Source organism: Paenibacillus sp. Soil787 (assembly GCF_001429545.1).
In the GTDB taxonomy this organism is placed as follows: Bacteria; Bacillota; Bacilli; order Paenibacillales; family NBRC-103111; genus Paenibacillus_E.
Window position 1 is genome coordinate 193,821 of record NZ_LMSP01000045.1, and the last position, 26,420, is coordinate 220,240.

A 26,420-nucleotide genomic window follows, 5' to 3' on the forward strand; every position below is an offset into this window, starting at 1 on the left:
ATCGAAAAGGGGGAGCTGCATTTGCAAATTCTGCCGATTATTATGGCAGCCATAGCACCAGGTCTCTCGTTGCTAACGTACTTTTATTTGAAGGACCGGTATGAAACTGAACCGATTCATTTAGTTATTCGAATGTTTTTGTTCGGAGTTCTGCTTGTATACCCTACAATGGTACTGCAGAATGCGTTGATTGAAGAGTTTGGAAAGGGTACGTTTTTCTCGGCCTTTTTTCTATCTGGTGGCATTGAAGAGTTTATGAAATGGTTTATCCTCTATCATTTGATTTTTAGGCATGAAGCCTTTGATGAACCTTATGATGGAATTGTGTATGCGGTGGCCGTTAGCTTAGGTTATGCGACTTTGGAAAATATCATTTATGCTTTCCTTAATGCCTCATCTTTCTCTGCTCTGATGATTCGCGCTCTACTGCCTGTTTCAGCGCATGCTTTGTTCGGTGTCATGATGGGTTACTACTTGGGTAAAGCTAAATTCATTCCGCATAAAGCGCGAAGGTATCTATGGATTTCCTTGCTGCTGCCTATTTTGTGGCATGGATTGTTTGATTATATTTTGCTTTTATTCAAAACGAACTGGATTTGGATCATGATTCCAGTCATGTCTTTTCTATGGATTCGCACAATTTGGCGGGTTGACCGTGCCAATGCTCATTCCCCACTTCGCATCGCGACAGCGGAAGAGAAGATTAAAGTGAGCTGAAATAGGTCATAATGGACAGTATAGATGGCGATTCCTGGCTGTAAGCCCGGAACTACCGGGAGGGTGTACATGTCCGCGACAAGAGTCAAAGTAAAGATCCGCTGCCGGTTATGCGGTGAAAAGTTTGTGCTGAAAGGCAAGAAAGAAAAAGGGAAAATTGAAACGGGATTCCGTCAATGCATTTGCAGCAATGAGCAAGACTTTGAAGTAGAGACCGAAGATTAGCAGGAGGCCATTCTTTTAAGAATCGGCCTCTTTTTGTTGTCAATCTTGTATAAACCTGTCTCCCCACGTAAAAACTAAGCGCAAGTTTGGGTACGAAAGGAGCAGTCGTGTGTATAAAAGATTAAGTATTGTCATGTTTCCATTCTTGTTGATTGCCTTGATTGGTGCTTCAGTGTGGGGATACTTGGAACACCAGGAGAAGAATACGATTTTGATCAAAGCAGAGAATCAGTATCAACGTGCGTTCCATGATCTTTCTTTCCATGTGGATAAGCTTCATACAGAGCTTGGTAATACGTTGGCAGTTAACGCAACCTCGGAGCCTTCTTACCGAAAGGGATTGGTGAATGTATGGCGGCTGACGAGCCAAGCGCAAAGTGATATTACGCAGCTCCCGCTAACCCTGCTGCCATTCAACAAAACGGAAGATTTCTTAGCTAATATGGCTAATTTCTCATACCGAATGTCCGTTCGCGACATGACAAAGCAGCCTCTAAATGAGCAAGAAATAAAAACATTGAATGCTCTTTACGATCATTCCTCGGAGATAACAAAGGAAATACGCGGTGTTCAGGATAAGGTATTGACCAAAAACTTGCGATGGATGGACGTCGAGGTCGCCCTTGCTTCTAAAAATGAACCACATGATAATGCGATCATTGATGGCTTTTCAACCGTTGACAAAAAAGTTGGAGCCTATGAAGAACTAAACTGGGGACCTGGGAATTTAAACATTTTTTCCAAAAATGATGTTAGGGTTTTGTCAGGGAATGACATGACGGCTGATCAAATTAAGCAAAAAGCCGCACAATTTCTGGGACTGAGTGATACAACCGCGATGAAAGTAGTTGAGAATGGTGGCAGTGCGCCAGAATTTCAAAGCTATAGTGTTGTGGTTCCAGGAGGAAGCGGCAGCGAAAATGATATTCAGATGGATTTCACAAAAAAGGGCGGTCATCTCATTTATTTTATGAAGCCGCGAACCGTAAAAGAATCCAAATTTGATCTTAGACATGCGCGAGATATTGCTAATGAGTTCTTAGATCAACATGAATATAAAGATATGAGCGCAGTGAGCTATGATCAATATCAAAATATCGCTAACATTATTTTTGCTAAGCGAGAAAAGGATGTTACGATTTATCCCCAGCAGGTTAGTGTTAAAGTAGCTTTGGATACGCTTGAAGTCATTGGCGTGCAGGCAACAGACTATATATATGGTCAAAAACAACGAACGGTTGGTCAGCCCAAAATGACTGCAGCCGAAGCACGTAAGCAGCTTAGCCCGAAAATGGAAGTGACTGGCGAGTCCTTGGCGATTATCAAAAATGAATTAGACGAAGAAGTGCTGTGCCATGAATTTATAGGAAAGATGAACAACAATATATATCGTGTTTATATGAATAGCGAGAATGGGATGGAAGAGAAAATTGAGACCATTCGCCCTGAACAGGCAGAAGCAGCAGCTGCCGCAAAGAAATAATCCTAGAGAAGAAGCGGGTTCAATCCTAGCTTCTTTTTTTTTGCTATCATAATTAATAGGTCATTGGTATAATTAAGGCATATTACGTCTCGGAGGTGCAGAAATTGCTTCCTAATGTCAACCAGATATTACATATGCATGTGAATAGCATCGACGATGAAGAGTCCAAAATTGAATACAAGTCGAGAATTGCTGACGTTACGGATAGTGTGATTGCTATTGAGGTCCCGCTAAATGAAAAGACAGGCCGACTCAAGAAGCTTTATCAAGGTGATGAATTAAACACCTTCTTTTTAGGTCAAGGCGGAGTGAAGCACTACTTCACTACTTCCGTTACTGGTTTCAGAGAAGACGTGATTCACTTAGTGGAACTTCGTAAACCAGAGCCTGAAGCCATTACGCAAGTTCAACGCAGAAGTTTTCTAAGGGTACTCGCGGAACTTGAAATTGCCGTTAAATTGTCAGATCAAATTCAATTCATTGGTGTGACAGACGATGTCGGCGGTGGCGGGATTTCATTTGTCTGTGAGGGTCATATTCCAATCGGAATGAATGCCATTATCTCATGTTGGGTTCTTGCTCCATTCAAGAATGGTAATATTGAGCATATTCCGTTTACTGGCGAGGTTGTCCGCGTTAAACAGCTCGAGTCTGGCAAACAATTGGCCATGATTAGATTTACGGATATAGCCGATCGTGAACGACAGAAACTTATTCGCTTTTGCTTCGAGAGACAAATGGATTTCCGTAAAAGATGATAATATAGGGATCTTTTGACGTAGTCAAAAGTCTCTCAGCATGTACGCATGAGATTTCACCTGCATGGGCATACTACCAAGCAATATGTCAATATGAGCAGGTGAGGCTTCTCATGTCAAGGGATCAGGACCATAAGTCATACGAGCAGCTGTTTATCCTCTTTTCTGCGAAAGTAGAAAAGGTGATTATTCGGACAACGCTCGTATTTTTCGTTGTACTTATTTGTGTTCAAGCGATGCTTCAAATTCCGTACATACGAAAGCATTTTACACGTGTTGAACCACTAGAGGGAAAGCCCTATATATGGCCTCAAAATGGGAAAGGAGAGCGCTCTTAGATACAACTAAACGTAATCTAATATGCGTCCAAGTTTTGCATATGCCTTTTTAATGTGCTATAATTTCAATTAATTAGCAGGCAGTGCCTGCTTTTTTGTTCGTAAGGTACTGTGAGGTATTGTTGGGAGGAACAGCAGCTTGGAAAAGTTCAATATTGCCATTGATGGTCCTGCTGGAGCCGGTAAAAGCACCATTGCGCGGCTAGTTGCTAGGGCACTTGGTTTCGTTTACGTGGATACAGGAGCCATGTATCGGGCAGTAACGTGGAAAGTACAACAAGAAGGGCTGTTACCTGATCAAGAACTAGAAGTGGCTGCCTTGGCGAATCGCATGCAGATTGAGCTCATTCCTCGCGAGGAGGGACAACAGGTTATCGTGGATGGCGTCGATGTGACCAAAGAAATCCGTACGACAGCCATAACGGATCATGTCTCCCAAATCGCTAGCTATGGAGCTATACGCCAGCTCCTGGTAACTCTTCAGAAGCAAATGGCCATAACCAAAGGCGTAGTCATGGATGGTCGCGACATTGGTACTCATGTTATGCCAGACGCGGAGCTCAAAGTATTTCTGACAGCTAGCGTTAAGGAAAGAGCAGAGCGCCGATTCAAAGAGATGCAAAACAGCGGGACTTGCACCCTTACGCTCTCTGAACTTGAACAGGACATTGCTCGACGCGATCAACTGGACCAGAACAGGGAGATTTCACCGCTTAAACGAGCTCATGATGCAGTTTTAATGGACAGTACTTCAATGACCATTGAGGAAGTTGTGGACGAAATCCTTGGGCTTTGCAAAGACAAAGTCGGAGGTGGCAAATAAGATGCTTTATCGCATCGGCAGGGCCTTATTTCGTTTTGTTTTTACTTTGTTTTTCCGTATGCGGGCTTTAGGAATGGAGAATGTTCCTACACATGGAGCGGTTGTGCTTTGCGGGAATCATACCAGTTTGTTGGATCCGCCTTTATTAGGCACTCCACTTAAGCGTATGGTTCATTTTATGGCGAAGGCCGAACTGTTTGATATCCCTGTGTTTGGTTCTATCATTTCTAGAGTAGGTGCTTTTCCTGTGAAACGCGGTGGCGTTAGCAGAGAATCGATCCGACTTGCGGTACAATTGCTTCGCGATGGTAACATGTTGGGTGTTTTCCCAGAAGGATCGCGGAACAACGCCGGAGGGATGGGCAAGAAGGGCGCAGCCAGTCTTGCACTTAAATCTGGAGCTGCCGTAGTTCCTGTGGCTATTATAGGCAATTATTCCTTATTCCGCCCCATGACAATTGTATATGGAAAACCGCTTGACCTAAGTGTTTATGCGGGTGCAAGCTCCGAAGATTTGGAGCAGGCAACGGAAGCTATTATGAAAGAAATTCGCCGATTACATACTGCTTATAGCAAAGGTTAACGAGGATGTATGGAATCGAAAGCTTGGAATTATACTATCTTTAAAGCGAATGGAAGTTATTGTTTTGTTTGAAACAGAGTAGAAGCTTACAATACTGCTTTGTGACTTATAAATTATTTATTGTTGTTTGTAATTAGAGGAGGGTAATCCCATGTCAGATGAAGTAAAAGTTGAAGATCAAACGCAAGAAGCACAAGAAACAGCCGTATCGCAAGCAGAAGCTGAGCACGCTCTTAACAACGTTGCTGTGCTGAAGAAAGGCGCTACCGTTAAAGGTAAAATTGTTAAGGTAGACGCAGATCAAGCCTTCGTGGATATCGGTTACAAATACGATGGTGTTATCCCAGTTCGTGAGCTTTCTTCCGATGCAGAAGCAACTTTGCTTGGACAAGAAGTTGAATTGAAAGTTGTTTCAATCAATGATGCGAAAGAAACATTGGTTCTTTCCAAACGTGTTGTTGACAACAGCAAAGTATGGGAGTCACTGCAAGGTCAGTTGGATAGCAAAGAAATCATTGAAGCTACTGTATCTGAAGTTGTAAAAGGTGGCCTTGTTGTGGATATCGGTATACGTGGATTCGTACCTGCTTCCATGGTTGAGCGTCAATTCGTTGAAGATTTCTCCTCTTACAAAGGCCGCACATTGCGTCTTCGCGTAAAAGAAATCGATCGCGAGAAAAACAAAGTGATCCTTTCTCAAAAAGACATTCTAGATGAAGAATTCGAAGCTAACAAAAAGAAAATCATCGAAGGCCTTCAAGTAGGTCAAGTACTGGAAGGTACTGTTCAACGCTTGACACAATTCGGAGCGTTTATTGATATCGGTGGTATCGACGGACTTGTACACATCTCCGAGCTAGCTTGGCACCATGTAGAACAAGCTTCTGATGTAGTCAAAGAAGGCGATAAAGTGAAGGTGCAAATCCTTAAGCTTGATCCTTCCAATGATAAAATCAGCTTAAGCATCAAAGCTACACAAGCAGGTCCATGGGCGAGTGTGGAGAATGATTTCAAAGCTGGTGATATCGTAACAGGTACAGTGAAACGTCTTGCAGCTTTCGGCGCTTTCGTTGAAGTGGCTCCTGGTGTTGAAGGTCTTGTGCATATTTCCCAGATTGCTCACCGTCACATCGGTACTCCGCATGAAGTATTGAAAGAAGGCCAAGAAGTTCAAGTGAAAATCTTGGAAATCAATACAGCTGAGAAGCGCGTTAGCTTAAGCATTAAAGATACAGAGGAAGCTCCTGAGGCTCCAGCTGGGGCAGCAGCTCCTTCTGCTGGTAAACCAGACAGAGAAAGACAACCAAGAGGCGATCGTGACCGCGGAAACAGTGCAAGTCACCAAAAAGAGATTGCTGGCAATGAGAACGTGTCCTTGAGCAATCAAGGTCTGTCCATGACACTTGGCGAGCGTTTTGGCGATAAACTTTCCAAATTCAAAAAGTAAATGATACGACGCTTAGGGGGACCATAAGAATGCGCATCTCACGCAAAATGGAGCATGTCCATTACGCGCTGGAGCTTGGCCAATCGCGGCAGCAAGGGCTGTCAGATATCAAGCTTGTGCATAACTGTCTACCTGAGACTTCGACGGATCATATAGCATTAACTACGGAAATCGGCGATCTCATTATGAGTTCGCCGATTTTAATTAATGCCATGACGGGCGGCGCTCAGGAGACGGAAAGCATTAATCGTGAATTGGCCATCTTGGCAAGGGAAAAGGGCATGGCTATGGCCGTTGGATCCCAGATGTCAGCAATTAAAAATAGCGAGGTTGCATCGAGCTATCAAGTTGTTCGCCGCGAAAATCCCAAAGGGATCGTATTCGCGAATTTGGGCAGCGAGGCGACCACTGAGCAAGCGGTCCGCGCTGTCGATATGATTGAAGCGAATGCGCTTCAAATTCATTTGAACGTCATGCAGGAGCTCATTATGCCGGAAGGGGATCGCAGCTTCGTGGGCATGCTCGGGCGCATTGAAGCCATAGTTCGGCATGTACAGGTACCCGTCATCGTGAAGGAAGTTGGCTTTGGAATCCTGAAGGATAACGCCAAACAATTGCAGAACATTGGCGTCCGCTTTTTGGATGTCGGCGGCTCTGGCGGCACGAATTTCGCCGCCATTGAGAATGCCAGACGTCCAGCGGCTTTGGAGTGGTTGAACGAATGGGGCACGCCAACCAGCATCGCCTTGTTAGAGGCACTCTCGGTTTATCCACGAGGCGGAGTTATTGCCTCTGGCGGCATTACGAACGCTTTGGAAGCAGCCAAAGCGTTGACACTTGGCGCATCAGCGGTTGGCATGGCAGGCGCATTCCTGAAGGTTTTGCGCAGTGAGGGTGTTGATGCGCTCCACCATTTTGCTGATGAGCTTCATCAAGGACTTACTCTTATTATGACTGCTCTAGGCGCTAATACGATTCAGGCATTAGAGAACTGCCCAGTTGTCATCATGGGCGAAACGGCAGAATGGTGTCGGACTAGAGGGGTTAATTTAACTTCATATGCAGAAAGAGCCAATCGGAGTAAATAATCGAAATATTGCCATACTATAGATCAGGCGGTGCTTCCCTCGTTAAGCTGGAGTGGAAGCCTGAAGATCCGTAGGCAGGTCGGTGGCATATGTCACCTGATCGCCTATGCATGGGTAGGGTGGTCCGATTATGAATGCCGGTTATTTGTCTCTCATTCTCCTTTGCATCACGCTGATCTTATTTGCCAGCGGATGGAAAGAACTGTACATCAGAAGTATATCGCACAAGGGCATGCTTCTTTTTTTTGTCTCCTGGATTGTCTTTTCCAGGTTTACCGTAACGATCCAGCATGTTCAAGTAGGGCTCGTTTATGTTTGGGTACTGCTCATTAGTCTAGGAATTCTTTATAGGACAAAAGGGTTCATACATAAGCTGCATTTAGTTTCCATCGGCCTTTTATTAGGTTCTCTTCATTTCTTGTTGCAGCAGCTGCTTGAGATGGACCCCATACTTATCGTTCGTAACTCGGATTGGGATACGGCTATATTGCTTGCTGTTATAGTTCTCGTATTACAGCGCAGTGCATGGGAGCAGATCGCGGCACTCTCGATTGGCTACTTACTAGGAGATATGTATCAGGCGGGAATTCATCCAGTAGATGGCTACCATCATGTCGGTAAGGCGACTTTTCAAGACCAATGGTGGTTATCTGTTTTTGCGGCAAGGACGATGACCATCATCCTTCAATCCGCTTATAACGGCTGCCGAAGTATCATTCGCAGCTGGATGGACCGAAGAGGGGGCTGGAAGAAGTAATGGATTGGTTCTATTCGCACCGTTATACGGTAGGTATCGTCGTGGGGGTTATTTTTGGCATTCTGGCACGTCTAAATATGCTGAGAACGGATTATAGGCAATATCCGACCTATCCTCATGGTAAGATTATACATATTTCCCTTGGTGTCATAGCAGCAGGACTTGGAGCCGTGGCAGTCCCTGCTTTGCTGGACAAAAATTATACGGCGGTCACTTTCTTATCACTAGCCGCCCAACAGTTTCGAGATGTGCGTAATATGGAAAGACAAAGTCTATCCAAGGTCGATGAATTAGAGTTAGTTCCAAGAGGAGCAGCATATATTGAAGGGATAGCGATGGTGTTTGAGGGAAGAAATTATCTGGTTATTTTCTCAGCATTTCTTGCTTCTTTATTCAGTATTTTGTTTGCTTGGTATTGGGGGATCGTTGCCGGGATTGTATCCATTTGGATAGCTAACTACTTTAAATCGGGTAACAATCTAGCGAAAATTGCAGACATTGAGCCTGCCGATATTCGGATGGATGGCCCGGATCTTTACGTCGGCTCGGTATATATAATGAACGTTGGACTCGCAGACAATCGTGACCTAATTCTTGAACACGGTCTTGGCTTCTTAATTAAACCCAAAAATCGCAATGCTCGCGTGACGTTAGCTCATTTAGGCCAACGACAAGCTATTCTTCATGATATTTCAACCTTATTCGGTGCTTACCGAGATGAAGGGGAGCCTTCTTTACGTCCAATGGCTAAGCTGGATTTGAATACTGGCACATTAGCCGTTCTGCTCCTTCTGCAGGAGAAAGATGCTGAGAAAACGTTTATTGCTCTTCATCGGGTACCCGTGTTGGAAAGTGCTGTTCGTATGCCGTCTGAAGCGGGGATAAACAAAAAGAAGGAGGCCTAGATCAGGATGTCGCAAATCCTAGCTATTGTAACCTTGACGAAGGAACGAATAGGTGGAGGGGCTCCAATCTTCGTTGTAGATAAGGAAGATGACCTCCAAAAGGTCTCTTTCTCTCTAGAAAAGATATTGGATGCTAATGCTCACGATCTGAAAAATGGCACGATGATTTTGGTCAAGCATACCTGAATCAGCTGGTGTGCCCGCATGATATCATGCGGAGTCTCAAATGAGATTAGCCAAGTCGTGTCTTTTTTGTTATGATGTAAGTTGCGTATTTTTCCATGGTTGATCATGGAATTCGAAGGAGTGAATGAGTAGTGGCTAGACCTGTACTTGCAATTGTTGGCCGACCCAATGTCGGCAAGTCCACCATTTTCAATCGGATCGTAGGCGATCGGCTTGCGATTGTGGAAGATAAACCGGGTGTTACACGTGATCGATTATACGGCGTAGGCGAATGGCTCAATACGTCATTCAGTGTCATTGATACAGGCGGTATTGAAATTGATGGTGAGGATGCCATCCTCAAATCTGTTCGTATTCAAGCTGAGCTTGCAATTGAAGAGGCGGATGTCATTGTTTTTATGGTGGATGCCAAAGCGGGAGTTACACCTTCGGATGAAGAAGTTGCCCAGTTGTTATTCCGCTCCAAAAAACCGATCGTACTTGCTGTTAACAAAGTAGATAACCTTGCGCGTCAAGATGATATTTATGAGTTCTATTCTTTAGGCTTCGGCGATCCAGTCGGAATTTCAGGCTCCCACGGTATCGGGATCGGTGATTTACTTGAAGTTGTTTGCAATTTGTTTCCTGATAAAAAAGACGATGAATACGGCGAAGAGGTCATTAAATTTGCTCTTATCGGTCGCCCGAATGTAGGGAAATCTTCGATGACGAATGCCATTCTTGGAGAAGAAAGGGTCATCGTAAGTGACGTGGCAGGAACGACGCGCGATGCTATCGATACGCCATTTGAACGGGATGGACAAAAGTTTGTTATTATCGATACGGCGGGAATGCGTAAACGGGGTAAAGTCTACGAGAATACGGAGAAATATAGCGTCATGCGTGCTATGAAGGCGATTGAGCGTGCTGATGTTGTACTCGTCGTTATCGATGGTCAAGAGGGCATTATCGATCAGGACAAGCATATTGCCGGTTATGCGCATGAAGCAGGAAAAGCGATCGTGATTGTCGTAAATAAATGGGACATCGTCGATAAAGATGATAAAACGATGCAGCATTTTACACAAACCATTCGTGATCACTTTTTGTTCTTAAGCTACGCTCCAATTGTATTTGTTTCAGCCAAAACAACTCAGCGCTTGCACAAGCTATTGCCTGTTATTGTTCAAGTTGCGGAGAATCATTCCCTGCGTGTACAAACACATCTTCTCAATGATGTTGTTTCGGATGCAGTAGCCTACAATCCGCCTCCTACGGATAAAGGTAAGCGCCTGCGTATTAACTATGTGACACAAGTCGCTGTTAAGCCTCCAGTCTTTGTGCTCTTCGTGAATGAGCCTGAGCTCATGCACTTTTCATATGAACGGTACTTGGATAACAAGATTCGTGCCGCTTTCGGTTTTGAAGGAACACCGATTCGTATCTTAAGCCGTAGGAAATCATCGGACAAAGAATAGGAGATGTTGTGCATTGCTTTCGATAATAACAATTGTAGCGGGTTATTTATTAGGCTCCATAAGCTTTAGTTATTTATTCGGAAAATGGTTCAAAGGCATTGATATCCGTAAGCATGGGAGTGGCAATGCGGGGGCGACAAATACGCTTCGTGTTCTGGGCAAGGGGCCTGCCATCTCAGTTCTCATGCTTGATGCCTTGAAGGGAGTTGCTGCCGTGTGGATTGGAACATGGGCAGCTCCTGGACCCGATGACATCTGGATACGTGTATTATGTGGACTCGCTGCCATCGTCGGGCATAATTGGCCGGTTTACTTCGGCTTCCGAGGTGGTAAAGGTATCGCAACCACAATCGGTGTAATGGCAACACTCTGCTTCATTCCAACGTTAATTGCTGGTTTAACAGCGATCGTCATCATTGCGGTCACCCGATTCGTATCGCTCGGTTCCCTTATTCTAACTGCACTCTTACCTTTCCTTATTTGGGGGATGGACCGACCTTTGCCTATTTTGTGGATTAGTATCTTGCTGTGTGCGTTTGCCTTTATGCGTCATCGTACGAATATCGTGAAGCTCATTCAAGGCAAAGAGAACAAGCTAGGTCAGAAAAGGGCGTAGCTATGCTAAAGCAAAACTAAGTAATGCTTACGAAGCCAGTTTTCTTACGAAAACTTAGTTAATGCTTACGAAGCCAGTTTTCTTACGAAAACTTAGTTAATGCTTACGATGCCAGTTTTGCTAAAGCAAAACTTTTAGGAGGGGTAACCTTGTCAAACAAAGTATCGGTCCTAGTAGCTGGAAGTTGGGGGACGGCACTTGCCTCGGTACTGGCGGATAATGGGAAACAAGTGCTTTTATGGTCTCGGAATGAGGACCAGGTTGTAGAAATCAATGAGAAGCACCGTAATAGCCGATTTCTCCAAGATGTGGAGCTATCTCCATTAATCGTTGCAACAAACTCGCTGCAAGAAGCGGTAGAGGAGGCGGATGCGATCATTATGGTCGTACCTTCATCCGGCATGCGCGAAGTAGCGTCAAGAATGCGCCCTTTTTTGAAAAAGGATGCATTAATCATTCATGCGACCAAAGGCTTTGAAATAGGGACGCTAAAGCGAATGACCGAAGTTCTTGCCGATGAGCTTCCTGACGTGGATTCCAAGCGGCTTGTCGTCCTTTCCGGTCCAAGTCATGCCGAGGAAGTTATTCGCAAATACCCGACCACTGTCGTTGTCGCGGCCCAAGACTTGGGAGCGGCTGAAGCTGCACAGGATTTGCTGATTAACTCTTACTTTCGAGTATATACGAATCCGGATGTTACAGGCGTAGAGGTCGGGGGAGCGCTAAAGAACATTATTGGTCTAGGCGCTGGTTTGACAGATGGTCTAGGCTTTGGTGATAACGCAAAGGCTGCTCTTGTAACGAGAGGACTGGCAGAGATTGCTCGCTTGGGTACCGCAATGGGAGCCAATCCGCTTACATTTGCCGGCTTAGCAGGGATTGGCGATCTGATCGCGACTTGTACGAGTGGGCATAGCAGGAATTGGCGTGCCGGCAATGAGTTAGCGAAGGGCATCCCCTTGGACGACGTGCTCAGAGAGATGGGAATGGTCGTAGAAGGCGTGAAAACAACGAAAGCTGCTTATGAGTTGTGCCGCAGATTTGACGTCACCATGCCGATTACGGCTGAGCTATACAATGTTCTCTTCGAAGGGAAATCGCCTCAGTTAGCAGCGCAAGATTTGATGGGACGCGTTAGAACCCATGAGATTGAAGAGGTAGCCAGCGGCTCAGCAACAAATGTGTTGAAGTAGCCTACACCACATCCTATCCGCATTCATACTATACCTTAGAAGATCCAGTCATCCATAGGTATAGGGAGGCGGCACATTTGTCGAATAAGGATATCTCGAAAGACGTATTAAATGTGGTGAAAAAGAAAACGGGTAAATCCGTTACATCAAAAGATATTGAGAAACTAGCCAGCGGTGTGAACCAATCTACCCTGCAAAGTGAAACTCAACTTCGCCAACTCATCAAACAAGTTTCTGGTTTAGTGAACGTGAAGGTATCTGAAGAGACCATCAATGATATCATTCAGGCGGTCAAAAGCAGTAAACTGGATACTAACAATATGCAGCAATTAATGAACATGATGATGGGTAAGAAATAAAAAGCATGAAGGGGAGATCGTTCCCCTTTATGCTTTTTTTCTCATCCTATGCTATACTTACTGGTGATCAATTTGAATGTTTCATACATAAGGAGTTAAGATTATGTCAAGTTTAGACAAAATGTGGGCATCATTCGTGGCGATCGGACTCATGGTTGTCGCGTCATTATTAATTTCTTACGCAAGAACTCGAACCACAGGAGCTCTTCGTGTTGTGTTATCCGTCATCGCTTTTTTCCTGTTTATTCCGATTTTACTTTACATGCTGCTATCTTTGTTTTAGCAATCTGGAGGCGAGATATCGATGTTAGAATTGAAAACGCGCAAAACGCAGAAAACGATAGAGTCGGTTACCGGATTAACGATTCTCGACCACGCGCTCAAAGAAGATTTGGATTGGGGATTTTCGTGTACACGGGGTACTTGTGCCAGATGCAGGTGTTATGTGGCTTCAGGCCGAGAACTGCTGTCATTGCCTTCAGATGAAGAAGAGAGCCGTTTGGAGCCAGAGGAGATCGAGCAGGGATACCGGTTAGCTTGCCAGTGCGTAGTGAAGCAATCCGGTGACATTTCCGTTACGCATAAACCTTATTTCTAAAATATCTGCCTGAAAGGTGTGGGCATCTTGGTCCTGCTGGAGCCGTTACTACCAACGATTACAACCATCCATACACAATTATTGCAAGTTCCAGACGTACGATGGCTCATCGGTGGAAGCTGCGGACTGCTTTTACAAAATGTAGAAATTGGAAGAAGTCCAAGAGATTTGGACATGTATGTAGATGACAACGATGTAAATGCTGTACATAATTCCTTATTAGATTATTCGGTGGATGCACCGATTTATAGTGAAACCCCCATCTATGCTTCAATCCTAAGTCATTATCTTATCGGTGGGAATGCTGTGGAAGTAGTTGGTGATTTCAGAGTTAATGCCCTGCATTCTTCTTACCAGGTGGAAGCTTCGTATCTTTGGGAAAATCATAGCCATTCTGTCACGATTGACGAACAGGAAGTTAAATTGATGCCGTTAGCTCATGAACTCCTCTTTAATTTACTTCGTAATCGTCCTGATCGCTACGAGGCTATTGCGAAAACCATGAAAGCTTATCCAGAGCTGCATATGCAGGCGCTAAGCGATTTAATGCAAAGAAACAGCTGGGGAAGCGAGTTTGAGCGGAAACTTGAGCGGTTGATAGATTCAAACAAATAGCAGGAAGATAGCCTATCAGAAGGTGGACACGATGAGTGCATCAGAAGTACATTTTTGGCCCGATGACAAAAAAATAAGCGTTCGACCGGGAATGACCTTGCTGGATGCAGGGCGCAAAGCTAAAGTTCACATACGTACCCGTTGTGATGGCAAGGCGGCTTGCCTTATGTGTAAGGTCAAGGTTAGTGATCCTAACGGCCTTGCACCTATGAATGTGAATGAGCGGCTAAAGCTAGGCACTCAGGCTGATGAGGGCTTTCGGCTTGCTTGTCAAGCCCGTGTAATTGGCTCTGTACAGGTAACGGTGCCAGAAGATCCTCTTAAGGCAGCCATACGTGCTCAACTAGCGAGGCAGGCTGAAGAAGACGATTTATTTTAGAAAAAAGGTAGGATGATTATGTCGTGAAAATAGCTCGAAACCTTTTACACGGTAGATGGTTAGTTATCACTCTTTGTTTAGTTCTGCTTCTCAGTGGTTGTGCTTATCCTAAGGAAATGCGTAAAGAGAATCAAATGAATCCGGCTGAGTTTATTACGGTTGTTCAGCAGGCTATTGATCTCTACCACGAGAAGAGCGGCGTTCTTCCGATTAAGAATAGTGAGATGACAACACCTCTTTATGAGAAATATGTGATCGATTTTGGCAAATTGAAAAAAACGAACTTGTTGAGTACGGTTCCGGCAAATGCGTTCGAAAGCGGCGGCATATTTATCTACGTGCTGGTCGATGTGGAAACAAAGCCATTGGTTAAGTTGATGGATATATCTGCTTATCAAAGTGTGGAAGACGTTCAGAAGAAAATCAATGACTATAAAGTGAAGCATGATGGTAACCTGCCCCCGGGCATTGCTATTAATGAAGCTTTTGACTATGTTGATTTTGATAAGCTTGGCATGAAATCTCCCGAGATCAAGTCCGTTTACAATCGCCAAAATTTCATATCTTATTTGGTGAACAAGCAAACAGGTGATGTAGCGATTGATTATGCAATGGACATTATGCAGCTGATCCAAAGCAATTCGTTAGGAAGCTCTTTGAAGTCTGATCAGGATTTGCGAGAGATTCTCGTGAATAAATCGTATTTCGTGCCTATACGCAGCTACCCGTATTTATGGCAAAATAATCAGCCTATGCCACAGAATAGACAATAGACGCTACCTCTTACAGAAATCTGTAAGAGGTTTTTTTATATTTTCAGAATAACCTCTACAAGTCAATCATATATTTTTTCAATGTGTGAGACTTTGATCTAGTATCAAGGTCCCCTAAATATGGTTCTATAAGGAAAGCCGTATGTGCTTCATAAAATATGAGCGGCAAAAAAAGATTATACGCATCTATCATATTTCTATCGAAAGTACATATATTTCTTACTAGTCCAAATGAATGTACGAGTAGTCAATTGTTACCGTCACAAAGTCAGTTGACGACCAAACTGTAGGAGGGATTCTCTTGGAGAAAGTGGATATCTTTAAGGACATTGCAGAACGAACGGGAGGGGACATTTACCTGGGGGTTGTCGGAGCGGTCCGGACAGGAAAATCAACCTTTATAAAGCGTTTTGTGGAATCTGTAGTGCTTCCTAACATTCAAAGTGAAGCGGATAGGATCCGGGCTACCGATGAACTCCCGCAGAGCGCTGCTGGCCGCACGATTATGACAACGGAGCCGAAATTCGTACCGAATACGGCGGTCCAGATTTCGGTGGCCGAAGGGTTGAATGTGAATGTTCGCCTTGTTGATTGTGTTGGTTACGCAGTCGATGGCGCCAAAGGCTATGAAGACGAGAACGGACCGCGGATGATTAATACACCTTGGTTCGATGAACCGATTCCATTCCAGGAAGCAGCTGAAATCGGAACACGCAAGGTCATTCAGGAGCATTCGACACTCGGTGTTGTTGTTACTACCGATGGTACGATTTCTGATATTCCGAGGTCTTCGTACGTGTTGGCAGAAGAAAGAGTCATTAATGAGCTGAAAGAAGTTGGCAAACCATTCATTGTCATCATTAACTCACAGAAACCGAATAGTGAGCCTGCGCTCGAGCTGCGCAGCGAGCTGCAAAGCCGCTATGACGTCCCTGTTGTGACAATGAGTGTTGCAAGCGCAGGCGAAGAGGAAATGGTCTCTGTGCTGCGCGAAGTGCTTTACGAGTTCCCTGTTCATGAAGTGAACGTGAACTTACCAAGCTGGGTGATGGTTCTGGACGAGAATCATTGGCTGCGGACCCAATTCGAAGCTTCCGTACGTGATACGGTTCAAGATATTAGACGTCTGCGCGACGTTGATCGTGTCGTCAGTCAATTCGGCGATTATGAGTTCATTGATAAAGCCGCTTTGGCCGGACTTAATATGGGGCAGGGTGTAGCGGAGATTGACTTATTTGCGCCTGATGAGCTATACGACCGCATACTGGTCGAAGTTGTCGGGGTAGAAATTCGCGGCAAGGATCATCTGCTTCAGCTAATGCAGGATTTCACGCATGCGAAACGAGAATATGATCAATTCGCCGAAGCTCTTGAAATGGTGAAAACAACAGGCTACGGCATAGCGCCTCCAACGCTCGCTGAGATGGCTTTGGATGAGCCGGAGTTAATCCGTCAAGGATCAAGGTTCGGTGTCCGTTTACGGGCTACAGCGCCGTCTATTCATATGATTCGTGTGGATGTAGAGTCGGAGTTCTCGCCAATTATCGGTACAGAGAAGCAAAGTGAGGAACTTGTCCGCTATCTCATGCAGGATTTCGAAGATAATCCGCTTAAAATTTGGGAGTCCGATATATTCGGAAGATCGCTTCATTCGATTGTTCGTGAGGGGATTCAAGGGAAACTTGCCCAGATGCCGGACAATGCTCGTTATAAACTGCAAGAGACACTTGGCCGAATTATTAACGAAGGATCTGGCGGTTTAATTGCTATAATTTTATGAAAATGCAGACAAAAAAACACTCAAAAGAGTGTTTTTTGTCGTTAAATAGCATAATTACCCACATAAATTGGAAAACGATACTTGAAATTGCTGTCGGAGTGTATTACTATAAATTTATTCGTCTGCTTTCGAAGTTCATTTTTACTAAGAAAATCAACGATTTTTCATTGGATAATGTATATTTTCTGAAGAAACGGTGAAAACAGGAAGTAACGGAAGTGAGAAATCTTGGGGGGAGGTGAATGGCATGAATAAATCTGAATTGATTAACAAGGTTGCTGAAACCTCTGAGCTTTCCAAGAAAGATGCAACTAAAGCAGTTGATGCTGTTTTTGATGCAATTTCCGAAGCGCTGCAAGGCGGGGATAAAGTACAACTAGTTGGATTCGGTAACTTTGAAGTTCGTGAACGTTCTGCTCGTAAAGGACGCAATCCACAGACTGGTGATGAAATCGAAATTCCAGCAAGCAAAATTCCAGCTTTCAAACCTGGTAAAGCACTTAAGGATGGCATTCAATAATCGCGTTTTACATACTATTGAACGTTATATAACAACAAAGCCGTGACCGCTTAACAGCTGTCGCGGCTTTATTTATTGGTATTGGAAAATGCCTTTACAATTCCAAAATCTCCTACTATAATTACAAAAGTGAATAAGTAAACCTGAGCTATAAACGGGGTATGGCGCAGCCTGGTAGCGCGCACCCTTGGGGTGGGTGAGGTCGCACGTTCGAATCGTGTTACTCCGATTATGAAAAAGACATCGAAAGTCCGATGTCTTTTTCTCATGAAGAGACTTGTTCCAAAACAGATAGTACTTCTTAGAAGATGTAGGGGGAACGGTCTTGAATAAGTTGAAACTGAACGCGCTCGTGAATTCGCAAGACTGGACGATGTTTGGCATTATCGCTTCTATTTACTTGGTTTGGCGCATCGGTACGGTTGGGAATTGGAGTAAGGAATGTTGGATCCTGCTGTTAATTTGTTTGCTAGGTATCCGCAAAGACCAAGTTGACGTGGATTGGAAACGATTCTTCCTTTTTGGTATTCCTTTACTAGGTGTATTTTATTACTTCTATGGGACTGGAAATGGTTTCTGGTGGAGAATCGCCAATTGGATGTTTGAGAATAACCGCCATCCATGGCATTGGGATGCGTATATGAACGCAATTCCGTTGAATACGGGCGGATGGGCGAGATGGATTGCATCCCCTTTTCTAGATAAAGCTATGGTTTGGATTTATAACTACGGCTTTGTCTTATCTTTGTGGATCTGCATTGTGCGGAGCTTCTGGACACGCAGTATTAAAAAAATGCTTTCTTATGCTTTATCCGGCCACATGCTGCAATTCCCGCTGATTTTGCCCTTTTACAATGTAATTTTGTTGCATGAAGTCTGGTATGTGAATAAGCAGCCTGATTTACTACACCGCGTTTTTACAGATGAAAACTCTTTACTTGTCGCTACGATGAACTGTTTCCCTAGTATGCATACATCCATCTCTTTTGCGATGCTTCTTCTCGCCCTGCGAGAAAAGGACCGTATATTCAAAACGATGATGGTCACATACTGCGCGGCAATCATTTTCTCAACTTTGTACTTACAAATTCATTGGCTGATCGATGTATTCGCGGGTATGTTATTTGCATATGGCACGGTCAAGCTATCTGATTTACTCATTCGGATAGGATCCAAGAACATGCTGCCAACGACATTTAAGAAATTTTACCAAAAGGGAACGAAAGCTGCCTCCAATGAGATAACTGTTTAAGGTTGGTTGACTTCCCGATGCTTTTTTTGGCATCATGAAGGTTAGGATTGTAGTTTAGGGCAGGAACGGAGGATGAAAATGGAACAATCGAATAAATCGAATAATCCGAATACGAACGGTAATGAATATTTCGTTATTAAAGCCAAGGATAATGGTGTACATGTTATTGGTTTAACGCGTGGTCAAGATACTCGCTTTCATCATACAGAGAAGTTGGACAAGGGCGAAGTCATGATTGCTCAGTTCACGGAGCATACATCCGCGGTAAAGGTAAGAGGCAAGGCGATTATTATGACCAAGTACGGTACGATTGACACAGAAGAATAATTTATAATTGTTAAAGCAGGCATAGCCTGCTTTTTTTCTTTGTAGAATGGTGTATAGGGCTTGGAGCAATCGAATGTGTAGTTATTTCGTTTTGTGCTCTCAAAGTGTAGGAGGTGCTTGTTCATGAAATGGTCGATGCGTATTGTGATGACTTTAGGTCTATCTATTATTATGGTCGTCTGTCTATCTTTGCTTCCAAAGATGGATCGTTCCACAGGGTTAGGCTCGCCTTATAATTGGTCAAGCAATCGCGCAGGAGAGCTCACAAATAATAATATGGTAGATTTACTGGTTCAAGTCCCACTTCAGCTGCGCATTCGCAAGGTCGAGCTGAGCAACTCCCGCATGTCCCTTGATTTGAGCTTACCGAAAAACGCAGATTCAGCAGCTGTTTATCGAGATTTGTACACAATTGCACAAACCATGATCACGAAAACGAAAAATGTAAATCAAATATGGGTTCGCGTCATCGATTATTCGGGCGTTACAGATTCATCGGCTACACAGCTTGTGCTGGCGATGGTTGCAGAGCGTGAATATGGGAAAGATATGGAGAAGAATGCGAATGAACTCAGCCTTATTCAACTTGAACAGCAATTACAAAACCGTTTTCGTATCACATACACCTCTAAATGGCAGCAAAGATATCCCTTATAATTAAATGTGCGTCTATTTACGTGTTATGATATAATGACTTGAATTGAGCATATTTGAACATAAATGATTTGGCACACGGTTACGGAGGCTTTTGCATGAATTCTTATCGGATCCCAGAGATCGCTAAGCAATACACAGAGTATGATATGATTCAAAATCACACAGACTTGCCCGATTTTCCGGAGCTTCGCACACGTCTGTTGTTTGCATTCTTGAACGGAAACAGTAAGTATAGTTCTTCAAGCGAGTTGTATACGCTAGCTACGTCGCTTGTTCAACTAGCGCTCGATACCCACGATTTGGTTACAGCTTCTAATGAGGTCAAAGAGAAAAAAGCAGCAAGATCAAGGCAGCTAAAAGTTCTTGCAGGGGATTATTTCAGTTCCCGCTTTTACAATCTCCTAGCTCAGGCAGGCCAGATCGAGATGATTAAGCAGTTGTCGAATGCAATCTGTGAAGTCAATCGACTCAAGATGAATATCTACATGAAAATGAAGCAATTGAAATTGACGGCAGAAGATTACATCCACCTAACTGTGGAAATTAAATCTCAGCTCTTTTTGTCTTTCTCTGAATTTATGACTGAGGTGTATGATCAAGCATGGCCTGATATTCTGAGAAGCTATGCAAAGTGTGAGGTCATATTTGAAGAAATTTTCCGCATTGAATCTGCTGCGAATTTCAGGGACAGCTGGGGATTCTGGCACATTCTGCAGCATGGTACGAAAGAAGAACGGAAGCAGCTCAACACGGAAGAATCCGATCAAGCCAGACTTCGAACACTCATTCATAAATATAATATTACTTCTCAGCTTTATCAGATGCTGGAATCCCACACCAAGCAATTACAGTCCAAAGTACAGCAACTTGAATCGGATAAACTAATAAGTGAACTGTTTCACATTGGGGAGCCGTTTCTTCGATTCTCAGCGAAGCAGCCCAAAGTGCTAGAAGAAATTTGAGGTGACATCCAAGATGAATATGACAAAAACAAATACCAAAACGAATACAACCAAAACCAAAGAGGAATTCGTTCACTCTGTCTTTGAAAGTATTGCACCCAAATATGATCTTATGAACAGTATCCTAAGCTTCCGTAGGCATAAAGCATGGCGTAAATTTACAATGAAGAAGATGAACGTGCAGCCTGGGGAAACAGCTATTGACCTGTGCTGCGGCACATGTGACTGGACGATCAGTCTTGCTCAGGCAAGTGGAAGCGGTAAGATGGTTGGGCTGGACTTTAGCCAAAACATGCTGGATTACGGTGCAGAGAAAATCAAGCAGCTTCACTTGGATCAGCAGATTGAGCTGATTCAAGGCAATGCGATGAGTCTTCCGTTTGACGACAATACGTTTGATTATGCAACGATAGGATTCGCTCTTCGTAATGTTCCCGATTTGGAGCAGGTCATCCGTGAAATGCAGCGTGTCGTTAAGCCAGGAGGGCTAGTTGTGTCTTTAGAGCTCTCTAAGCCAACTTGGCAGCCATTCAAGTCCATTTATTATTTTTATTTTCAACGTGTCCTGCCTTTTTTGGGCAAGCTAATTGTAAAGAAGTACGAGCAGTACAAGTGGTTGCCTGAATCACTGATCCATTTTCCGGATCATAAACAGTTAGCCGCTATTTTTACGAACCAAGGATTGGAACATGTACAGGCGCACCCATTAACAGGCGGAGTTGCAGCTTTACATATAGGTACCAAGGGGAAAACGAAATCAGGAGTGTAGTCAGCATATGTTTACTAAATTGAAAATATTTTTGGAAATGATTAAATTTGAGCACAGTGTGTTTGCATTGCCTTTTGCTTTCATGGGAGCCATTCTAGGCTCAGTCGTATTAAATGGACATTTGCCTAGCTGGGCCCAGATCGGTTGGATAACGCTAGCTATGGTTGGAGCGAGAACGGCAGCGATGGCCTTGAATCGTGTAATTGATAAAGCCATTGATAAAAGAAATCCAAGGACAGAGAATAGAGCCATACCTGCGGGGCTTATCTCTATTCAACAGGTTATTATTTATATTATTATTTCGTTTGCAATGCTTTTCTGGGCAACCTCTAAATTAAGCTCTTTATCCATGAAACTGCTGCCAATTGCAGTGTTTTTTCTTGTCTTTTACTCCTACACCAAAAGATTTACATGGACTTGCCACTTTGTATTAGGTTTGACATTAGGGCTAGCTCCACTCGGTGGCTGGGTTGCTGTAACCGGTCAATTTACATGGTCTTCTATTATTTTTTATTTGACAGTAGTTTGTTGGAGCGCTGGTTTCGATCTGATTTATGCCTGTCAAGATGCAGAGTTTGATCGGAATGAAGGTCTTCATTCCTTGCCAAGCCGATTCGGGATCAAGGCTGCCTTGAATACCGCTCGTGTCCTGCATGTTCTTACGGCCGTTGGTTTGGTCACATTGTTTTTCATTACTCATTTGAGTTGGTTCTATTTAATTGGACTGGTTATCGCTTATTTTATTTTGTATAAAGAACATCGACTTGTCTCACCGCAAGACTTGTCCAAATTGAACACTGCGTTTTTCACAATGAACGGTGTACTGAGCTTAGTGATGTTTGCCTTCACCTTACTTGATGTGCTAATGAGTCAGCATTCATGAGCGGCAATTGGGTAGTAGGAATTACTGGAGCTAGTGGTGCTATCTATGGGGTGCGGCTCAGCCAAGTACTGCTGGATCAAGGTTTAAGTGTACATCTAATCATTACGGATGCAGGCTGGAGAGTGCTGCATGATGAATTGGATTGGAACGCAAGCAAACGTCAAGAGATGCTGCAGGAACATTTTGGCGGGCGCGCAGGTTCCTTTAACTATCATCCAATTACTGATATTGGGGCAACCGTGGCCAGTGGTTCTTTTCGGACCAAGGGCATGGTTGTTATTCCTTGCTCAATGGGAACTTTATCCGGGATTGCACATGGTTCATCCGATAATTTATTGGAGCGAACAGCCGATGTCATGCTCAAAGAAGGAAGAAAATTAATCCTGGTTCCAAGGGAAACGCCATTGCACGCCATACATTTGGAGAACATGTTAACCTTGTCGAGAATGGGCGTACGCATGCTTCCGGCTATGCCAGCCTTTTATAATCGTCCGCGCTCACTCGATGAGATGGTTGATTTTTTGGTGGGTAAAGTGCTGGACAGCATGGACATTGAACATTCCTTGTACCGAAGATGGGGAGATAACAATGAGCAACCTAGACCCTAAAATTCGAATTGGCCGGATTAATTATACAAATGTCTGGCCGATCTACTATTATTTTCCCGAACTAATGAACAGCTCAGAGGTCGACATTATTGAACAAGTCCCAACCTCACTGAATCGAGAAATGGCTGCTGGGAACATTGATATGGGGCCCATTTCTTCCTTTGCTTACGGAGAATCCTTTGAAAATTACGTGCTTTATCCAGATCTTTCCGTTAGCGCCTATGGAGAAGTGAATTCCATTCTGCTGTTCCATGAAAAGCCGTTACGCGAAATAGCGAATGGTCATATTGTGCTGCCAACAACCTCAGCTACATCGGTGAATTTACTCAAAATCATTCTCCAGAAATTCTATAATGGGAATCCGACTTATGAATATGCGAAACCCAATTTAGAAGTGATGATGGAAAAAGCAGACGGGGCTTTATTGATCGGAGACGATGCAATTAAAGAGAGTTGGCGCAATAAAACGTATATGATTACGGATCTTGGGCAAGAATGGGCCAAATGGACCGGACAATGGATGTCATTCGCCGTATGGGCGATTCGTAAAGAGACAACCCAGAAGTATCCGGAATTAGTTGCAGCGGCGTTTGAGGCCTTCATGGCAAGTAAAGCCAAGGCACACAAAAATCCGGAAGAGATGATACTCGAGGCACAGAGTTCAGTAGGCGGGACATCTCAATATTGGCATCATTATTTTCATACGCTATGTTATGATTTTGGATCGGAGCAATGGGAAGGTCTAGCAATGTATTATAAGTACTGCTATGAGCTTGGTTTCCTGCCAAAGCCGGTAAGCATTGGGTTATGGTCAGAGAAAAAAAACGCACGGGTGACGGAATGAAAAATTTAATGGAAATCTATACAAGAAAGAAAAAGGATATAGCTGCAATTGAAAAAGAGCTCGAAGAAAGCGTGTATACAGATCATGCAATGCTTCGTGAAACTTCAATGCACCTACTGAAAGCGGGAGGGAAGCGGATTCGCCCCGTCTTTGTTCTGCTTTCAGGTGAGTTTGGGAGCTATCAGCTGCAAACGATGAAGCACGTCGCAGTACCGCTAGAGCTCATTCATATGGCATCGCTTGTTCATGATGATGTGATTGACGATGCAAACACAAGACGCGGACAACTGACGGTCCGATCCAAGTGGGATAATCGGATTGCTATGTTCACAGGCGATTATATTTTTGCCAAAGCTTTAGGAGTCATTACTCAAATTCATAAGCCGGCAGTCCATCAAATTATGTCCAAAGCAATCGTGGAGATGTCGATTGGGGAAATGGAACAAATTCGTTTCTTTTTCCGCTCAGAACAAACAATACGAGATTACTTATTACGGATTAGACGTAAAACAGCATTGTTAATTGCCATTTCATGCCAATTAGGAGCGATGGCAGCGGATGCACCCGACTGGATAAGCAGCAAACTGTATGCTTTTGGCTATAACGTAGGTATGGTGTTTCAAATACGCGATGATATTTTGGATTTAATCGGTACGGAAAAGCAAATAGGGAAACCGCCGGGCAGCGATGTCAAACAAGGAAACGTTACGCTACCTGTCCTGTTCGCGATGCAGGATCCAACCTTGAAACCGCTCATTTTGTCGGAACTAGACCGTATACATAAGTTGGATGGACAAACCGATGTCAGTCGATTCTTGGATATGATCCGCAGCAGTGAAGGAATAAATAAAGCAGAGTTACTTTCTCAGAAGTATATGGATAAGGCATTAGCTGCTCTGGACAAGCTGCCAAATATACAAGCCAAGAAAGATCTTATTGAAATTGCACATTTTATCGGAAATCGTTCTTATTAATGTATTGTTCTTCGATTTGAGAAAAGCTGACAAAAAGTGTAAACTAGTGGAGAATACATAGATTGACCAAAGGTAAGTTTATGCAAAAGTTTTCTTACGGAAACTATAAGGAGGAAGTCCTCACATGGAAAAAACATTCTTGATGGTTAAACCGGATGGCGTTCAACGCAGCCTTGTAGGCGAAATCGTAAAGCGCTTTGAACAGAAGGGTTTTCAATTAATCGGCAGTAAACTAACTGTTATTTCGAGAGAGCAGGCCGAACTTCACTATGCAGAGCATAAAGGTAAGGATTTTTTCGAAAGACTTGTGACGTTTATTACGTCCGGACCTGTATTTGCGATGGTGTGGCAAGGGGAACAAGTCATAGCTTTATCTCGCACGATGATTGGGAAAACGAATTCTCTTGAAGCCGCTCCAGGAACAATACGTGGTGACTTTGCCGTACATACGCATTTAAATCTCATTCATGGTTCGGATTCACCCGAAAGCGCTGAGAGGGAAATTAGCAATTTCTTTAAATCGGACGAGCTTTTTGAATACAATAAAGTCATTCAACAATGGATCTAGTTCAATAAAATCAAAGAACCTGACATCTTAATGGATGCGGGTTCTTTTTTTGTCGTATTATAAAGGATTTTGGCATTTGCTTACAGAATGTATATCAACAGAAATTGACCTAGGTGGGTGGACAGCATGGAAGATCAAGATTTTTTGTTATTTATTAAAAAAGTAAAAGAGCACACGTCCATTGATCTTGCTCTCTATAAAGAAGCGCAAATGAAAAGACGTCTGACAACTTTACGGATGAAACGCGGTTATAATACGTTTGTCGCTTTTTTTGATGCGATGATGAAGGATAAAGAGCTATTCTATGAATTTTTGGATCGTATGACGATTAATGTTTCTGAGTTTTGGAGGAATCCGAATCGTTGGGAGCTCGTTGAGCAGAAATTTGTACCCGAGATGTTGAAGAAGAACAGACGCTTAAAAGTATGGAGTGCAGCTTGTTCGACAGGGGAAGAGCCTTATACGCTAGCGATGATTCTTGCAGAACAAGGAGCGCTTCATGAAGCTCATTTACATGCGACGGATATCGACGATGGAGCCTTGGAAAAAGCACGCAAAGCGATCTATCTTGATCGTTCATTGCGAGATGTGCCTGAAAAGTATGCGAAGAAATATTTCAGACAAGAACAAATGATGTATCATATTACGGACGAGCTGAAAAAATCCATTAAATTTCAAAAGCAAAACCTGCTTGTCGATACATTTGATACGGGGTATGATCTCATCGTTTGCCGTAATGTGATCATTTACTTCACGGAAGAAGCAAAGCATGTCTTGTACCAGAAATTTTCTAAAGCGCTGAAACCAGGTGGATTACTGTTCGTTGGTTCTACAGAGCAAATTTTCTCCCCAGGGCAATATGATCTAGAACCGGCGGATACTTTCTTTTATCGCAAGAAGGGTGTATAAGTTCTTCCATTAATTCCAATACTAAGATGTACGATGCAAGTTATTGCTAAGGCAATACGCTTAGGAG

33 protein-coding genes and 1 tRNA gene are annotated in these 26,420 nt (G+C 43.6%); all 34 read left to right on the top strand.

The window, feature by feature from the left end; translation table 11 throughout:
• Positions 1-21 precede the first annotated feature (21 nt).
• The 34 genes from prsW to ASG93_RS29785 all read left to right on the top strand — a co-directional run bounded on the left by prsW (position 22) and on the right by ASG93_RS29785 (position 26,353).
• The gene (prsW, locus tag ASG93_RS29620) at positions 22-717 is read left to right on the top strand and encodes a glutamic-type intramembrane protease PrsW (protein WP_056838217.1); all 696 of its coding nucleotides are present in this window, start codon (positions 22-24) and stop codon (positions 715-717) included.
• Positions 718-786: 69 nt separating this feature from the next.
• On the top strand, positions 787-942 hold the full coding sequence (locus ASG93_RS36025; protein WP_200984546.1) for a hypothetical protein: 156 nt from the start codon (positions 787-789) through the stop codon (positions 940-942).
• Positions 943-1,051: 109 nt separating this feature from the next.
• A complete protein-coding gene (gene ypeB / locus ASG93_RS29625) occupies positions 1,052-2,425 on the top strand; it encodes a germination protein YpeB (protein ID WP_056838031.1) in 1,374 nt (457 codons plus the stop codon).
• 104 nt (positions 2,426-2,529) lie between these two features.
• Positions 2,530-3,183 (top strand): flagellar brake protein, encoded by a 654-nt coding sequence (locus ASG93_RS29630; protein ID WP_082615179.1) that lies wholly within the window; start codon positions 2,530-2,532, stop codon positions 3,181-3,183.
• 477 nt (positions 3,184-3,660) lie between these two features.
• Positions 3,661-4,344, top strand: coding sequence for a (d)CMP kinase (gene cmk / locus ASG93_RS29640; RefSeq protein ID WP_056838035.1), 684 nt, complete (start codon positions 3,661-3,663; stop codon positions 4,342-4,344).
• Position 4,345: 1 nt separating this feature from the next.
• On the top strand, positions 4,346-4,927 hold the full coding sequence (locus ASG93_RS29645) for a lysophospholipid acyltransferase family protein (RefSeq protein ID WP_056838037.1): 582 nt from the start codon (positions 4,346-4,348) through the stop codon (positions 4,925-4,927).
• Positions 4,928-5,078: 151 nt separating this feature from the next.
• On the top strand, positions 5,079-6,374 hold the full coding sequence (rpsA, locus tag ASG93_RS29650) for a 30S ribosomal protein S1 (protein WP_056838039.1): 1,296 nt from the start codon (positions 5,079-5,081) through the stop codon (positions 6,372-6,374).
• Between the two features lie 29 nt (positions 6,375-6,403).
• A complete protein-coding gene (fni, locus tag ASG93_RS29655; RefSeq protein ID WP_056838041.1) occupies positions 6,404-7,462 on the top strand; it encodes a type 2 isopentenyl-diphosphate Delta-isomerase in 1,059 nt (352 codons plus the stop codon).
• A 130-nt stretch (positions 7,463-7,592) separates the two neighbouring features.
• Positions 7,593-8,219, top strand: coding sequence for a hypothetical protein (locus tag ASG93_RS29660; RefSeq protein WP_056838042.1), 627 nt, complete (start codon positions 7,593-7,595; stop codon positions 8,217-8,219).
• Positions 8,219-9,124: a YIEGIA family protein gene (locus ASG93_RS29665; RefSeq protein WP_056838044.1), complete on the top strand. Its 906-nt coding sequence runs from the start codon at positions 8,219-8,221 to the stop codon at positions 9,122-9,124. Before ASG93_RS29660 ends, ASG93_RS29665 begins: the two co-directional genes overlap by 1 nt.
• Before the next feature lie 6 nt (positions 9,125-9,130).
• Positions 9,131-9,310, top strand: a complete 180-nt coding sequence (locus ASG93_RS29670) for a capping complex subunit for YIEGIA (protein WP_029192998.1) — start codon at positions 9,131-9,133, stop codon at positions 9,308-9,310.
• 131 nt (positions 9,311-9,441) lie between these two features.
• Positions 9,442-10,767: a ribosome biogenesis GTPase Der gene (gene der / locus ASG93_RS29675; RefSeq protein WP_029192999.1), complete on the top strand. Its 1,326-nt coding sequence runs from the start codon at positions 9,442-9,444 to the stop codon at positions 10,765-10,767.
• Positions 10,768-10,780: 13 nt separating this feature from the next.
• Positions 10,781-11,383: a glycerol-3-phosphate 1-O-acyltransferase PlsY gene (gene plsY, locus ASG93_RS29680; RefSeq protein ID WP_056838046.1), complete on the top strand. Its 603-nt coding sequence runs from the start codon at positions 10,781-10,783 to the stop codon at positions 11,381-11,383.
• 149 nt (positions 11,384-11,532) lie between these two features.
• A complete protein-coding gene (locus ASG93_RS29685) occupies positions 11,533-12,576 on the top strand; it encodes an NAD(P)H-dependent glycerol-3-phosphate dehydrogenase (RefSeq protein WP_056838050.1) in 1,044 nt (347 codons plus the stop codon).
• 77 nt (positions 12,577-12,653) lie between these two features.
• Entirely contained in the window at positions 12,654-12,935 is a 282-nt protein-coding gene (locus ASG93_RS29690; RefSeq protein ID WP_056838051.1) for a stage VI sporulation protein F, read from the top strand.
• A 103-nt stretch (positions 12,936-13,038) separates the two neighbouring features.
• Positions 13,039-13,218: a DUF2768 family protein gene (locus ASG93_RS29695; RefSeq protein WP_056838054.1), complete on the top strand. Its 180-nt coding sequence runs from the start codon at positions 13,039-13,041 to the stop codon at positions 13,216-13,218.
• Positions 13,219-13,239: 21 nt separating this feature from the next.
• Positions 13,240-13,533, top strand: coding sequence for a 2Fe-2S iron-sulfur cluster-binding protein (locus ASG93_RS29700; RefSeq protein ID WP_056838056.1), 294 nt, complete (start codon positions 13,240-13,242; stop codon positions 13,531-13,533).
• A 27-nt stretch (positions 13,534-13,560) separates the two neighbouring features.
• Positions 13,561-14,148: a hypothetical protein gene (locus tag ASG93_RS29705; RefSeq protein WP_056838058.1), complete on the top strand. Its 588-nt coding sequence runs from the start codon at positions 13,561-13,563 to the stop codon at positions 14,146-14,148.
• Positions 14,149-14,179: 31 nt separating this feature from the next.
• A complete protein-coding gene (locus tag ASG93_RS29710; protein WP_056838060.1) occupies positions 14,180-14,527 on the top strand; it encodes a 2Fe-2S iron-sulfur cluster-binding protein in 348 nt (115 codons plus the stop codon).
• 23 nt (positions 14,528-14,550) lie between these two features.
• Positions 14,551-15,300, top strand: a complete 750-nt coding sequence (locus tag ASG93_RS29715) for a hypothetical protein (protein WP_056838061.1) — start codon at positions 14,551-14,553, stop codon at positions 15,298-15,300.
• Positions 15,301-15,601: 301 nt separating this feature from the next.
• Positions 15,602-17,080 (top strand): stage IV sporulation protein A, encoded by a 1,479-nt coding sequence (gene spoIVA / locus ASG93_RS29720; RefSeq protein ID WP_029193007.1) that lies wholly within the window; start codon positions 15,602-15,604, stop codon positions 17,078-17,080.
• A gap of 247 nt (positions 17,081-17,327) precedes the next feature.
• Positions 17,328-17,600 (top strand): HU family DNA-binding protein, encoded by a 273-nt coding sequence (locus ASG93_RS29725; RefSeq protein WP_029193008.1) that lies wholly within the window; start codon positions 17,328-17,330, stop codon positions 17,598-17,600.
• Between the two features lie 155 nt (positions 17,601-17,755).
• Positions 17,756-17,829, top strand: a tRNA-Pro gene (locus tag ASG93_RS29730).
• Between the two features lie 96 nt (positions 17,830-17,925).
• The gene (locus ASG93_RS29735; RefSeq protein ID WP_056838063.1) at positions 17,926-18,852 is read left to right on the top strand and encodes a phosphatase PAP2 family protein; all 927 of its coding nucleotides are present in this window, start codon (positions 17,926-17,928) and stop codon (positions 18,850-18,852) included.
• A gap of 78 nt (positions 18,853-18,930) precedes the next feature.
• On the top strand, positions 18,931-19,179 hold the full coding sequence (gene mtrB / locus ASG93_RS29740; RefSeq protein WP_056838064.1) for a trp RNA-binding attenuation protein MtrB: 249 nt from the start codon (positions 18,931-18,933) through the stop codon (positions 19,177-19,179).
• 123 nt (positions 19,180-19,302) lie between these two features.
• The gene (locus tag ASG93_RS29745; RefSeq protein WP_056838066.1) at positions 19,303-19,836 is read left to right on the top strand and encodes a hypothetical protein; all 534 of its coding nucleotides are present in this window, start codon (positions 19,303-19,305) and stop codon (positions 19,834-19,836) included.
• A 95-nt stretch (positions 19,837-19,931) separates the two neighbouring features.
• Positions 19,932-20,798 carry a heptaprenyl diphosphate synthase component 1 gene (locus tag ASG93_RS29750; RefSeq protein WP_056838068.1) on the top strand — a complete coding sequence of 289 codons (867 nt, stop codon included), beginning with the start codon at positions 19,932-19,934 and terminating at the stop codon, positions 20,796-20,798.
• Positions 20,799-20,817: 19 nt separating this feature from the next.
• A complete protein-coding gene (locus ASG93_RS29755) occupies positions 20,818-21,567 on the top strand; it encodes a demethylmenaquinone methyltransferase (RefSeq protein ID WP_056838221.1) in 750 nt (249 codons plus the stop codon).
• Between the two features lie 7 nt (positions 21,568-21,574).
• The gene (locus ASG93_RS29760) at positions 21,575-22,450 is read left to right on the top strand and encodes a UbiA-like polyprenyltransferase (protein ID WP_056838071.1); all 876 of its coding nucleotides are present in this window, start codon (positions 21,575-21,577) and stop codon (positions 22,448-22,450) included.
• Positions 22,447-23,058, top strand: a complete 612-nt coding sequence (locus ASG93_RS29765) for a UbiX family flavin prenyltransferase (protein WP_056838073.1) — start codon at positions 22,447-22,449, stop codon at positions 23,056-23,058. Before ASG93_RS29760 ends, ASG93_RS29765 begins: the two co-directional genes overlap by 4 nt.
• Complete coding sequence (locus ASG93_RS29770; RefSeq protein WP_056838074.1) at positions 23,039-23,902, top strand: menaquinone biosynthetic enzyme MqnA/MqnD family protein; 864 nt, start codon at positions 23,039-23,041, stop codon at positions 23,900-23,902. Before ASG93_RS29765 ends, ASG93_RS29770 begins: the two co-directional genes overlap by 20 nt.
• Positions 23,899-24,876 (top strand): polyprenyl synthetase family protein, encoded by a 978-nt coding sequence (locus ASG93_RS29775; protein WP_056838077.1) that lies wholly within the window; start codon positions 23,899-23,901, stop codon positions 24,874-24,876. Before ASG93_RS29770 ends, ASG93_RS29775 begins: the two co-directional genes overlap by 4 nt.
• Positions 24,877-25,000: 124 nt before the next feature.
• Positions 25,001-25,444, top strand: a complete 444-nt coding sequence (gene ndk, locus ASG93_RS29780) for a nucleoside-diphosphate kinase (RefSeq protein WP_056838079.1) — start codon at positions 25,001-25,003, stop codon at positions 25,442-25,444.
• 126 nt (positions 25,445-25,570) lie between these two features.
• Entirely contained in the window at positions 25,571-26,353 is a 783-nt protein-coding gene (locus tag ASG93_RS29785) for a CheR family methyltransferase (RefSeq protein ID WP_056838081.1), read from the top strand.
• Positions 26,354-26,420 lie beyond the last annotated feature (67 nt).